General features: G+C 69.7%; 9 protein-coding genes. 7 read left to right on the top strand and 2 right to left on the bottom strand.

Translation table 11 applies throughout. The annotated features are described in order from the left end of the window. The first annotated feature begins 41 nt into the window (after nucleotides 1-41). The 3 genes from JHW38_RS14700 to JHW38_RS14710 all read left to right on the top strand — a co-directional run bounded on the left by JHW38_RS14700 (nucleotide 42) and on the right by JHW38_RS14710 (nucleotide 2,583). Nucleotides 42-704: a thiol:disulfide interchange protein DsbA/DsbL gene (locus tag JHW38_RS14700; protein ID WP_207522101.1), complete on the top strand. Its 663-nt coding sequence runs from the start codon at nucleotides 42-44 to the stop codon at nucleotides 702-704. A gap of 207 nt (nucleotides 705-911) precedes the next feature. Further along, nucleotides 912-1,793, top strand: a complete 882-nt coding sequence (locus JHW38_RS14705; RefSeq protein WP_207522102.1) for a thiol:disulfide interchange protein DsbA/DsbL — start codon at nucleotides 912-914, stop codon at nucleotides 1,791-1,793. Nucleotides 1,794-1,824: 31 nt separating this feature from the next. Continuing rightward, nucleotides 1,825-2,583, top strand: coding sequence for an endonuclease/exonuclease/phosphatase family protein (locus tag JHW38_RS14710; RefSeq protein ID WP_207522103.1), 759 nt, complete (start codon nucleotides 1,825-1,827; stop codon nucleotides 2,581-2,583). Between the two features lie 276 nt (nucleotides 2,584-2,859). Here the strand turns inward: JHW38_RS14710 and JHW38_RS14715 are convergent, their stop codons facing one another. Continuing rightward, nucleotides 2,860-5,742, bottom strand: coding sequence for a TonB-dependent receptor (locus JHW38_RS14715; RefSeq protein ID WP_207522104.1), 2,883 nt, complete (start codon nucleotides 5,740-5,742; stop codon nucleotides 2,860-2,862). Nucleotides 5,743-6,045: 303 nt separating this feature from the next. Continuing rightward, nucleotides 6,046-6,843 carry a sulfite exporter TauE/SafE family protein gene (locus JHW38_RS14720; RefSeq protein ID WP_242690946.1) on the bottom strand — a complete coding sequence of 266 codons (798 nt, stop codon included), beginning with the start codon at nucleotides 6,841-6,843 and terminating at the stop codon, nucleotides 6,046-6,048. A gap of 341 nt (nucleotides 6,844-7,184) precedes the next feature. On the opposite strand from JHW38_RS14720, the gene JHW38_RS14725 reads away from it, so the two are divergent. The 4 genes from JHW38_RS14725 (at nucleotide 7,185) to JHW38_RS14740 (ending at nucleotide 11,940) form a co-directional block, all read left to right on the top strand. Further along, entirely contained in the window at nucleotides 7,185-9,254 is a 2,070-nt protein-coding gene (locus JHW38_RS14725; RefSeq protein ID WP_207522105.1) for a lytic transglycosylase domain-containing protein, read from the top strand. Nucleotides 9,255-9,263: 9 nt separating this feature from the next. Beyond that, on the top strand, nucleotides 9,264-10,166 hold the full coding sequence (locus tag JHW38_RS14730) for a complex I NDUFA9 subunit family protein (RefSeq protein ID WP_207522106.1): 903 nt from the start codon (nucleotides 9,264-9,266) through the stop codon (nucleotides 10,164-10,166). A gap of 148 nt (nucleotides 10,167-10,314) precedes the next feature. Continuing rightward, complete coding sequence (locus tag JHW38_RS14735; RefSeq protein WP_207522107.1) at nucleotides 10,315-10,692, top strand: PH domain-containing protein; 378 nt, start codon at nucleotides 10,315-10,317, stop codon at nucleotides 10,690-10,692. 24 nt (nucleotides 10,693-10,716) lie between these two features. Beyond that, on the top strand, nucleotides 10,717-11,940 hold the full coding sequence (locus JHW38_RS14740) for a multifunctional CCA addition/repair protein (protein ID WP_207522108.1): 1,224 nt from the start codon (nucleotides 10,717-10,719) through the stop codon (nucleotides 11,938-11,940). Nucleotides 11,941-12,097: the final 157 nt, after the last annotated feature.

Genomic DNA, 12,097 nt, shown 5'->3' on the forward strand with positions numbered 1-12,097 from the left:
GCGACGCGCAGCCGGACCCCATTCCGACGAGACCCTTTCCGATGAACCGACGCCTCGCCACCTTGCTGCTGCTCGCCGTGCTTCCCGTCGCCGCCACCGCCGCGCCCAAGGCCGCCGCCTCGGCCGGCCCCGCGCCCGAACCCGGCGTCGACTACGTCGAGATCCCCGGCGGCAAGCCGTTCGCCACGCCGGCCGGCAAGGTCGAGGTGGTCGAGGTGTTCGGCTACACCTGCCCGCACTGCGCCCACTTCGAGCCGCTGGTGTCGAAGTGGAAGGCCAAGCTGCCGGCCGACGTCAACTTCGTCCCGCTGGCCGCGCCGTGGGGCGGCTACTGGACGCCGTACGCGCAGGCCTTCTACACCGCGCAGACGCTGAAGCTGCTGCCGGCCACCCACGAGGCGGTGTTCAAGGCCCTGCACGAAGACAAGAGCCTGCCGATCCAGAATGCGACCGCGCAGGAGATCGCCGGCTTCTACGCCAAGTACGGCGCCGACGCGAGCACCTTCGCCGCGACCATGACCGGCAAGAACACCGAGCAGGCGATGAAGCGCGCCAACGACTTCATCATGGCCTCCGGCGTCGAGGGCACCCCGACCGTGGTGGTCGCCGGCAAGTACCGCATCACCACCCAGAAGGGCTTCGACGACATCCTGCGCGTGGCCGATCACCTGATCGCGCGCGAGCGGGCGAAGGCCAAGCGCTGAGCGCTTGGCCGGGATTGGGGATTCGGGATTCGGGATTGGCAGAGCGGGGCAACGTCGGCTTCTGGCTTTTAATCCCGAATCCCGAATCCCCAATCCCGGCCCCACCCTACACTCCCCGTTAAGTCGCCCGCCCGCTATGCTGACGGGCCATCGCGGCCGGCCTCGCCGCCGCACTCGACATTCCCTGCTTTTTCTGCGGAGTTTCCGATGAATTCGCGTATCGCCACCCTGTCCCGCTATCCGCTGGTGCTCAGCGCGCTGTTCGCGCTGGCCGCGTGCGGCAAGACCGAAGCGCCGAGCGCGCCCGCCGCCGACAGCGCTCCGGCGGCCGCCGGCGACGCCGCCGCGCCGGCCGCGACGGCGCCGGCCCAGGGCGAAACCCCGGCGCCGGCCGAGACCGCGACCGCCGATCCGGCGATCGTGCCGGCCGCGACCGCCACCCCGCCGGCCGGCGCGCCGCCGGTCGCGGGCACCGACTACAACGAAATCCCGGGCGGCCAGCCGTTCGAGCCGGTCGCCGGCAAGATCGAAGTCGCCGAAATCTTCAGCTACACCTGCCCGCACTGCGCCCAGTTCGAGCCGATCCTGCTGGAGTGGCGCAAGAAGCAGACCGCCGACGTCAAGTTCACCCCGATCGCCGGTCCGTTCGGCGGCAACCCGATCCCGTTCGAGAAGGCCTTCTACGCCGCCCAGACCCTGGGCCTGGTCGAGAAGAGCCATGAAGCGATGTTCCGCGCCGTGCACATCGACCAGTCGATCGACTACCGCAGCGTCAACGACGAGAAGTTCGGCGAGTTCTACGCCAAGTACGGGGTCAAGCCGGCGGACTTCATCGGCACGATGAACAGCTTCGCGATCACCGCCAAGGGCAAGCGCGCCGAACAGTTCATGCAGCGCTCCGGCGTCAGCGCCAGCCCGAGCATCGTGGTCAACGGCAAGTACCTGGTCACCACGGTCAAGGGCTTCGAGGACATGCTGCGCGTCACCGACCACCTGATCGCCCGCGAGCGCGCCGCGCAGGGCGCCGCCGCTCCGGCCGCGGCGGCGACGCCGGCGCCGGCCGCGGCCGAACCGGCCAAGAAGAACTGATCGCGGCCCTCGCGCTCATTTCGGACCGGGCATGACGACTCGCCGGCTGCGCCTGCTCAGCGCCAACATCCAGGCCGGTTCCAGCACGCGCCGCTACAGCGATTACGCGACGCGCAGCTGGTCGCACGTGCTGCCCGCCGGCAACAAGCGCGGCAGCCTCGACACCATCGCCCAGCTGGCCGGCGAGCACGACATCGTCGGCCTCAACGAGAGCGATCCGGGCAGCCTGCGTTCGGGCTTCACCAACCAGACCCACTACCTCGCCGAGCGCGCCGGCTTCGATTACTGGAGCCACCAGCCGAACCGGCGCGTCGGCAACGTCGCCTCCAGCGCCAACGGCCTGCTCAGCCGGCTGGAGCCGCGCGAAGTGGTCGACCATCCGCTGCCGGGCCGCATCTCCGGCCGCGGCGTGCTGATCGCGCATTACGGCAGCGGCGACGACGGCCTCACCGTCGCCGTCGCGCACCTGTCGCTGGGCGCCGGCTCGCGCGCCTCGCAGCTGGCCTTCATCGCCGAACTGCTGCACGACCATCCGCACGCGGTGCTGATGGGCGACTTCAACTGTTCCGCCGACAGCCCCGAGATGCAGGCGCTGTTCCGCGACACCCGCCTGCAACGCCCGGCCGACACCCTGCCGACCTTTCCGAGCTGGCGGCCGCAACGCGCGATCGACCACATCCTGCTCGGCGACGGCCTGGGCTACATCGGCGCCAAGGCGCTGCCGGCGGCGCAGTCGGATCATCTGGCGCTGTCGTTGGAACTGGACGTGCCGGATCTGGCGTTGCGCTGAGTCGCGCGCCGCGAACGACCGCAGACATCGATCCAGTCGGCGAGCAGAGTTCGTCGTCGTTGCGTTTTCGCGGTCGCAGCTTGCGCAGCTCCTACAGGGGCTTCGGCAAGTTCCGTATCCGACTGTAGGAGCTGCGCAAGCTGCGACCGCGCCGGTTCGACTGCGACGAAAGCCGCATCGCAACCGCATGCGTCAAGCGCGGAAAACCCAACAACGAAAACGGCCGGCGCCTCGCAGCGCCGGCCGTCGTCTTTCGCTGCTTCGGTTACGCAGGAATCAGAACCGCAGATCCGCGCGCACGTAGAAGAAGCGGCCGTCCGGGATGTCGTAGGTGGACGGGTCGTAGCCGTTGAGCGAGCACGACAGGCACACCGGCGGATCCTTGTCGAACAGGTTGTTGACGCCGCCGGTCAGCTGCAGGCCCTTGAGCACTTCGAAGCGGTAGCCCAGCTGCAGGTCGTGGTAGGTGACCGCCGAGAGCTTGTTGGCGCCGGTCACGTGGTCGTCGCAATACGGCGAATCCAGCGCCGAGGCCTGGCAGGTCTCGGTGAGCTCGGAAATGTGCCGCACCGTCCAGGAACCGGTCCAGGCGTTGCGCTTCCACGACAGGGTCGCGTTCGAGGTCCACTCCGGAATCGCGCTGTCGTTGACTTCCACGCCCGGCTTGCGCGGCTGCACCTGGCCGGCGGCGCCGAGCGCCTCGTACTGGGTCACCCAGGTGTTCTGCCAGGTCAGCTTGAACTGGCCGATCGAGGATTCCGGGAAGGTCCAGAAGAAGTCCACGTCCCAGCCGGAGGTCTTGATCGAACCCAGGTTGGTCAGCTTGTTCTCGAAGCTGGAAATGCCGCCGACGCTGGAGCGGGTGATGCCGCCGCAGTACAGCGGGTCGAGCGTCTGCACGCACAGGTTGAGCTGGGTCTGCGCGTCGATCGCCTGCACCGCGCCTTCCAGCGAATGGCGGTAGTAGGTGACTTCGAAGTCGAACTTGTCCGACCACGGCACGCCCGCGGCCCAGGCCGGGCTGTAGACGAAGCCGGCGGTGAAGCTGCGCGCGGTTTCCGGATCCAGGTCCTTGTTGCCGCCGGTCTGCACCGAGATCTGGCTGTTGGCCTGGGCGGCGCCGGCCGGCACGCCGAGCGCGGCGCAGTTGGCGCGGTTGCCGGTCGGCGGGGCGCCGGTGATCGAGATCAGGCAGGGGTCGCTGAGCTGCAGGTCGGCGCGGCTGGCCGAACCGTACAGTTCGCCGATCGACGGCGCGCGGAAGCCTTCGGCGTAGGTGGTGCGCAGCAGGAACTCGTCGGCGACTTGCCAGCGCAGGCCGTACTTGGGCGTGAACTGGCCGCCGAAGGTCGAGTAGTCCGAATAGCGGCCGGCCAGGCTCAGGTCGAGGCTCTTGCCGAACGAACCTTCCTTGATCAGCGGCAGGTTGAGCTCGACGTAGGCTTCGTTGACGTCGTACGAGCCCTTGGTCGGCAGCGACTGGGTGCCGTTGTAGTAGCCGGCGACGGTGATCGGATCCGGCGAGTACGAACCTTCGTACTTGCGGTACTCGAAACCGGCCGCGAACGACAGCGGGCCCGCCCACAGGTTGAACAGGTCGCCCGACAGGTTGGCGGTGAAGGTGCTGAGCTTCTGCTCGCTGCGGTCGCGCACCACCGGGCTGATCCAGCTGAGCATCTGCGGGGTGATCGTGCCGGGGCCGCCGAACAGGTTCAGCGGCACGCAGCCCGGGGTCGCGGCGCACACCGCCGGGTCGCCCAGGGCGATGTTGATGTTGCGGATGTTGTAGCTGCCGCGATTGGTCTGGTCGGCCTTGTTGCGGCTGTAGGCGCCGTTGACGTCCCAGAAGAAGGTGCGGTCGCCGACGTCGAAGCTGCCTTCCACGCCCGCCGCCACGTACTGGGTGTCGACTTCCTGCTCGAAGATGCGCGGGCCGCCTTCGACCGGGCGCCGCGCCAGGGTGATCAGGTTCGGGTTGGCGCCCTCGGAGGTCAGGTCGATGCCGAAGGGGTTGTACGGGTTCAGGCGCGAAATGGTGATGCGCTCGGACCACGGATTGCCGGTGCCGGCGTCGAGGCCGAGGAAGATCGGTTCCGGCGCGGCCTGATTGACCGATTCGCGGCGGTTGTACAGCGCCTTGACGTAGGCCTGCACGTTGTCGGTGAAGTGATAGCGGAACTGGCCGAACGCGCCGGTGCGCTTGGACGGCGTCAGCAGCATGTTCTCGCGGGCGAAGTTGTAGCGGTTCGCGCCGGTGAACGGAACGAAGTCCTGCGGGAAGCGCACGCCGTTGGGATAGCTGGTGCCGTTGGGCGTGGTGATGTTGCAGGTGCCGCCCGCGCAGCGCGGATCGGTGAAGATGAAGCGGCCGTTCGGCGTCGCCGAGCTGCCGGTTTCCACGCCCAGGCCCGGCACCGGGAAGGCGGCGACCTTGCGGTCCTTCGAGTACACCGGATCCTGGTCGACGTAGCTCAGGCCGAGGAACAGGTTGGCGCGGTCGCTGTTGTAGCCCCAGGCCAGGTCGACGCCCTGCAGCTCGCCGTCGCCCTTGCCGTACTGGCCGTAGTTGAGGCTGATCTGGCCGCCTTCGAAATTGCGCCGGGTGATGATGTTGACCACGCCGGCGATGGCGTCGGAGCCGTACAGCGAGGAGGCGCCGTCTTCGAGCACTTCGATGCGCTCGACGATCGCCAGCGGAATGGTGTTGAGGTCGGTCGCCGCGCCCACGCCCGAAGCGGAGGACTCGTTGACCCAACGCATGCCGTCGACGAGGACCAGCACGCGCTTGGGGCCAAGGTGGCGCAGGTCGACCTGGGCCGAACCCGCGCCGATGCCGTCGCCGTTCGGCGAGAAGCCGAAGTTGCCCGAGGAATTGAACTTGGCGTTGAGCGCGGACCCGGCGCCGGTGAGTTCCTGGACGATGTCGCCCAGCGAGGTCAGGCCGGTGCGTTCGATGTCGTCGCGGGTCAGGGTCTGGACCGGGACCTGGCTTTCGATCTCGGCCTTCTTGATGCGGGTGCCGGTGACCTGGACCGTATTGAGCGTAGTGGCGTCCTTCTGCGGCGCAGCGGCATCCTGCGCGGCTGCGACGCCCGGCAGGGCGACGAGCAGGGACAACTGAATGGCTTTCGCCAGGGCATGGCGACGCGACGGCTTCATTGACTCTCTCTCCCTCTAATTTGGCTTGGCTAGCTCTGTTGGCTATTGGCGTGCCGGCCGGACGGCGCCGGAAGGCAACCGAAAGGTTGTAAACAATCCGTGAATCCGCCACAAGGCGCAAAATAGGAGGTCTTGCCAAACCGGTCGCACTTTTGTTCGGCCTTCGGCGAGACCTGAGGCAAACAGCGGATGCGGCATAGCGACCGCGCCCATTCAGGAGCGCAAGACGCTGCTGCAGACGTGCCGATGCGAAAGCGTGATTGGTTTCGCGAAACGCGCGCGGCGACGCCGGCAGGAGCGGACTCAGCCGCCGAGCAGCAGGCTCAGCGCGACCAGAATCAGGAACGTCGCGAACACCCGCTTCAAGGTATCGCCGTGCAGGCGATGGGCCAGCCGCGTGCCGTACGGCGCGGCGAGCACCGAGGCCACGGCCACGCCGATCGCCGCCGGCAGATACACGTAGCCGACCGCGTAGTGCGGCAACGCGCCCGGCGGCGCGTTGAAGGCATAGCCGATCGCGCTGGCCAGGCCGATCGCGACGCCGCAGGCCGACGAGGTGCCGACCGCGCGCACCGGCGCGACTCCGCGCCAGACCAGCAACGGCACGGTCATGCTGCCGCCGCCGATGCCGACCACGGCCGAGACCGCGCCGATGCCGACGCCGGCGCCCGCCATCGCCACGCCCTGCGGCGGCGGCGCATCGTCGCCGAGCGCCGCGCGCGCCTTGCCGAACAACAGCTGCGCCGCGGCGATGAGGCAGTAGCCGGCGACGATCCAGCGCAACCACTCGCCGTCGATGCGCACCGCGACCCAACTGCCGAGCCAGCCGCCGATAAGCAGGCCGGGCACCATCGCGCGCACCGTCGGCCACAACACGCTGCCGCGCTTGGCATGCGCGCGCGCCGACGCGGTCGCGGTCAGCACGATGCTGGCCAGCGAACTGGCCAAGGCGGTGTGCATCGCCGCTTCCTGCGGAATGCCGAACGCCGGCGCGATCCAGGCCAGCGCGGCCACCAGCACCAGCCCGCCGCCGACGCCGAGCAGACCGGCGAGCACGCCGGCGATGGCGCCGAGGACGAGGAAGACCAGCCAGATCGCCATGCGCGCGTTCCTTGAGTGCAGCGGCGTGGGGTGCCGCAGTCGTTCGATTCTGCACTACCGTGCGGATGTGGGTTGCGCTGGGTGTTGGGCTTCGCCGCGGCGCTTGCGCGGCAGGCGGGTTGCGCCGCGGCTGTTACAGCCGTCATCCCCGCGAAAGCGCGGATCCAGAGACTTCAGCGCACTGCCTCGATGAAGCCCTGGATGCCCGCCTGCGCGGGCATGACGATCGATAGCTTTCGCAGCGCATTTCTCCCACAACACGCGCGACGACGTTCGCGCTTCGCCCTCATCCACCCTGCGTTCACATAAGACATTCATGCGCGCTCGGCTATAGTCCGGCGATGCTCCCGCGCCCTCTCCCCCTGCTCGCCGCCGCGCTGCTCGCGGCCATCGCCACCACCGCCTGCGCGCAGACCACCGCGTCGGCGCCGGCGCAGCCCGCGGCCAAGCCGCCGTCGCTGCGCGCGCCGCCGGCGCCGACGGTCGACACCCAGTTGCCGCGCGTGCGCGCCGCGCTCGACGCGGCCGAACGTCCCGGCTTCGATGCCGGCCAATACGCCGACATCGCCCGCCATCCGCTGTACGGCTGGGTCGAATACGCCGCGCTCCGCCGCAACATCGACAGCGTCGACAACGGCCAGGCCCAGGACTTCCTCGCCCGCCGCGGCAACGAAGCCTCCGGCGAGGCCTTCCGCGAAATCTGGCTCGCCGCGACCGCGCGCCGCGAAGACTGGAACGCCTTCCTCGCCGCCTGGACCGGCAAGAACCGCAGCGGCAAGGACCGCGGCGCGCAGTTGCGCTGCGCCGAATTGAACGCGCGCCAGGCGCTGGGCCGCATGGACGCGCAATGGACCAAGGACGCCCAGGCGATCTGGCGCAGCAGCGGCAAGTCGCTGCCCGACGCCTGCGACGCGCCGTTCGCGGTGCTGGCCGCGCAGGGCGGGCTGACCCCGGAACTGCGCTGGGAACGCATCGACGCGGCCGCGGCCGAATGGCAGCCGGCGGTGATGCGCGCGGCTGCGCGCGGCTTGCCGGCCGATCAGCTGGCGCAGGCCAACGACTACGCCGCGTTCCTCGACAACGTCAACGAACGCGCGCTGGCGTGGCCGAAGACCGAACGCAGCCGCAAGATCGCCAGCTACGGCCTGGCCAAGCTGGCCAAGGCGCAGCCGGCCAGCGCCGAAGCGCAGCTGCCCAAGTACGCCAATGCGCTGAACTTCAGCGACGAAGACCGCGGCCGGGTGCTGTACCAGACCGCGCTGTGGTCGGTGGCGTCCTACGACGCCGAATCCGCGCGCCGGCTCAACGCCGTGCCCGAAGTGGCTTACGACGAGCGCCTGCACGAGTGGCGCGCGCGCGAGGCGATGGCGCGCTCGGACTGGAACGCGGCGCTGGCGGCGATCCGCAAGATGGGCGCCAAGCAGCGCGGCGAATCGCGCTGGGAGTATTTCGAAGCGCGCCTGTCCGAACGCGCCGGCGACAAGGCGACCGCGAACCGGCTGTACCGCGAATCGGCCAAGAACGCCGACTTCCACGGCTTCCTGTCCGCCGACCGGCTCGGCGCGCCGTATACGCTGTGCCCGTCGCAGCCGGCCGACGCGCCGGCCGCGCGCGCGCAGGTCGCGCGCGACCCGGCGCTGATCCGGGCGATGGGCCTGTTCCAGATCGAACGCGCGCCGTGGGCGATCCGCGAATGGGACGACGCGCTGAGCCGCTTCGACGACACCCAGCGCCGCCTCGCGATCGAAATCGCCCAGGGCTACAACTGGTTCGACCGCGCGGTGTTCTCGCTCAACAAGACCCCGCAGGAACAGCGCCTGTACTACCTGCGCTTCCCGCTGCACCACGGCGAGACGATCCGCCGCGAATCGCTGAAGAACGGCCTCGACCCGGCCTGGGTCGCGGCCGAGATCCGCGCCGAAAGCATCTTCAACCCGACCGCGCGCTCCGGCGCCAACGCGATGGGCCTGATGCAGGTGGTGCCGGGCACCGGCGCGCAGGTCGCCAAGAGCCTCGGCCTGCCGTGGGGCGGCGCGGCCAGCCTGTACGACTCCGACACCAACATCGTGCTCGGCACCGCGTACCTGCGCCAGTTGCTCGACAAGTACGGCGGCCAGCCGTATTTCGCGATGGCCGGCTACAACGCCGGCCCGGCGCCGCTGAACCGCTGGCAGTCGCAGCGCCCGGGCATGGAACCGGATTTCTGGATCGAGACCATCAGCTACAAGGAAACCCGCGAGTACGTCGCCCGCGTGCTGGCCTTCAGCGTGCTCTACGACTGGCGCATGAACGGCGACGCGCTCAACGTCAGCGACCGCCTGCGCGGCGTCACCGACGCCAAGCGCAAATCTTTCGTCTGCCCGGCCGCCGCCGCGGCGACCAGCGCGCCGCTGCCGGCGGAAACCGAGTAGGCCGCCGCCGTGTCGCGTCGTCATGTGCTGATCCTCGGCGGCACCGGCTTCGTCGGCCGCCATCTGGCCGAACGCCTGCTGCGCGAGCGCTATCGCGTCACCGTGCTCAGCCGCGGCGTCGACCCGTCGAAGAAGAAAAAGCTCAGCCGCGACGCCAGCATCATCGAAGGCGACGTGGCCAATCCGGATTTCCTGCGCGCGGTGCTCGACGACGTCGACGCGGTGGTCAATCTGGTCGGCATCCTCAACGAGCAGGGCGACAGCGGGCGCGGCTTCGAGCACGTCTACGTCGAACTGCTGGAGGCGCTGCTCGAAGCCATGCGCGACATGGGCGTGCGTCGGCTGTTGCAGATGAGCGCGCTCAACGCCGGCACCGGCCAGAGCCATTACCTGGAAGCGCGCGGCCGCGCCGAACAGAAAGTGCGCGCGTCCAAGCTCGACTGGACCCTGTTCCGCCCGTCGGTCATCGCCGGCCCCGGCGACGGCCTGTTCTGCCGCTTCGACGCGCTGCTGCGCTACGCCCCGGCGCTGCCGATCGGCCGCGCCAACGCGCGCTTCCAGCCGGTGTGGGTCGGCGACGTGGTCCAGGCCTTCGTCAACGCGCTGGCCGACCCCGCGCACGTGCAGCGCAGCTACAACCTGGTCGGGCCCGAGGTCATGACCCTGGGCGAGATCGTCCGCGCCAGCGCCCGCGCGCGCGGCCGCCTGCGCGCGGTGCTGCCGCTGCCCGACGCGCTCGGCAAGCTGCAGGCCGAAATCGGCGAGCACCTGCCGGGCAAGCCGATCAGCCGCGACAACTGGCGTTCGCTACAGACCGATTCGACCAGCGTCGAGAACGGCCTGCTCAAGCTCGGCATCGAGCCGACGCCGGTCCTGCCCCGCCTGTCGGAAATCTTCGGCACCTCCCTGTAGGAGCGGCGCAAGCCTCGACCGCGCCAACCCAACCACGACGCGGGTTTCAACGCAGTCGCGTCGCGGCCGCCGCGTCCCGCGCCGGTCCGCCGGCGCGTCTGCCCGCTGCGCTAGGATGCGCAGCACACTCCCGCGAAAGGAACACGCCATGGGCCTGCTCGACACCCTGCTCGGCCACGCCGGCGCCAAGTCCGCCGACAAGGTCAACGAAGATTTCGCCCCGCTGCTCGCTCCGGGCGAGGCGGTGCTGCGCGCGTTCGGCGAGATCCGCGACCTGATCGTGTTCACCGACCGCCGCCTGATCCTGGTCGACAAGCAGGGCGTGACCGGACGCAAGACCGAGTTCCTGAGCCTGCCCTACCGCAGCATCGTGATGTTCTCGCTGGAGACCGCCGGCCATTTCGACCTGGAAGCCGAGCTGCGGCTGTGGGTGTCGGGCCAGCCGAATCCGATCACGCGCCGGCTGGGGCGCAACGCCGGCGCGGAAGACATCGTCGGTTTGCTGGCGCAGAACGCGCCGCGTTGAAAGCACTGCATTGAGGTAGGAGAGATGAAGGTTTACTTGGTCGGCGGCGCGGTCCGCGACAGCCTGCTCGGGCTGCCGGCCGGCGACCGCGATTACGTCGTCGTCGGCGAAACGCCGCAGGCCATGCTCGACGCCGGCTTCAAGCCGGTCGGCAAGGACTTCCCGGTGTTCCTGCACCCCGACACCGGCGAGGAGTACGCGCTGGCCCGCACCGAACGCAAGTCCGGCCGCGGCTACCGCGGCTTCGTCGTCGACGCCGATCCGTCGGTGTCGCTGCAAGACGACCTGGGCCGGCGCGATTTCACCATCAACGCGATCGCCCGCGACGAGAGCGACGGCCGCCTGATCGATCCTTACGGCGGCGCGCGCGACCTCGAAGCGAAAGTGCTGCGCCACGTCGGCGACGCCTTCGTCGAAGACCCGCTGCGGGTGCTGCGCGCGGCGCGCTTCATGGCCCGCTTCGGCGCGCACGGCTTCAGCGTCGCGCCGGAGACGATGGCGCTGATGCGGCGCATGGCCGAATCCGGCGAACTCAGCGACCTGGTCGCCGAGCGCGTGTGGCAGGAACTGCGCCGCGCGCTGCGCTGCGCGAAGCCGTCGGCGTTCCTGCGCACCCTGCACGACGCCAGCGCGCTCGCCGCGGTGCTGCCGGAAGTCGAAGCGCTGTACGGCGTGCCGCAACGCGCGGAGTACCACCCGGAGGTCGATACCGGCATCCACACCGAAATGGTCGTGGACATGGCCGCGCAGCTCGCGCCGGGCGACGACCTGATCGGCTTCGCCGCGCTGACCCACGACCTCGGCAAGGCGCGCACCCCGGCCGAGCTGCTGCCGCGCCACCACAACCACGAGCGCAACGGCCTGGAACCGCTGGCGCAGCTGTGCGCGCGGCTGAAGGTGCCGACCGAACACCGCTTGCTGGCCGAAGCGGTCTGCCGCGAGCACCTCAACGTGCACCGGCTCGACGAGATGCGCGCGCGCAGCGTCTACGATCTGATCGCGCGCTGCGACGGCTGGCGCAACCCGCAGCGGATCGAGCAGATGGCGCTGGTGTGCGAGGCCGACAAACGCGGCCGCCTGGGCCTGGAAGACCGCGACTATCCGTCGCGCCCGATGCTGGTCGATGCGCTGCACGCGGCGCTGAAGGTGCGTGCGAGCGACCTGCCGGCCGACCTGGCCGGCCCGGCCATCGGCGAAGCGATGCGCCGCGCGCGCATCGCCGCGATCGCCGGGTCGAAGCGAGAGTGAGTCTCTCCCTGTAGGAGCGGCGCGAGCCGCGACCGCGACAACGCAACTACGCCACAACCTTCGCCGCAGGTGCGTTGTCGCGGTCGCGGCTCGCGCCGCTCCTACAGGGGTGCTCCGAAACGACGAAGGCCGCCGCGTTCGCACGCGACGGCCTCCG

The sequence above is a fragment of the Lysobacter enzymogenes genome, assembly GCF_017355525.1.
Classification (GTDB): Bacteria; Pseudomonadota; Gammaproteobacteria; order Xanthomonadales; family Xanthomonadaceae; genus Lysobacter; species Lysobacter enzymogenes_C.

What these genes read in the sequence shown, in the direction of transcription:
- JHW38_RS14710 (WP_207522103.1), top strand. Translation starts at nt 1,825, where the DNA reads ATGACGACTCGCCGGCTGCGCCTGCTCAGCGCCAACATCCAGGCCGGT.
- JHW38_RS14700 (WP_207522101.1), top strand. Translation starts at nt 42, where the DNA reads ATGAACCGACGCCTCGCCACCTTGCTGCTGCTCGCCGTGCTTCCCGTC.
- JHW38_RS14705 (WP_207522102.1), top strand. Translation starts at nt 912, where the DNA reads ATGAATTCGCGTATCGCCACCCTGTCCCGCTATCCGCTGGTGCTCAGC.
- JHW38_RS14725 (WP_207522105.1), top strand. Translation starts at nt 7,185, where the DNA reads ATGCTCCCGCGCCCTCTCCCCCTGCTCGCCGCCGCGCTGCTCGCGGCC.
- JHW38_RS14720 (WP_242690946.1), bottom strand. Translation starts at nt 6,843, where the DNA reads ATGGCGATCTGGCTGGTCTTCCTCGTCCTCGGCGCCATCGCCGGCGTG.
- JHW38_RS14715 (WP_207522104.1), bottom strand. Translation starts at nt 5,742, where the DNA reads ATGAAGCCGTCGCGTCGCCATGCCCTGGCGAAAGCCATTCAGTTGTCC.
- JHW38_RS14735 (WP_207522107.1), top strand. Translation starts at nt 10,315, where the DNA reads ATGGGCCTGCTCGACACCCTGCTCGGCCACGCCGGCGCCAAGTCCGCC.
- JHW38_RS14740 (WP_207522108.1), top strand. Translation starts at nt 10,717, where the DNA reads ATGAAGGTTTACTTGGTCGGCGGCGCGGTCCGCGACAGCCTGCTCGGG.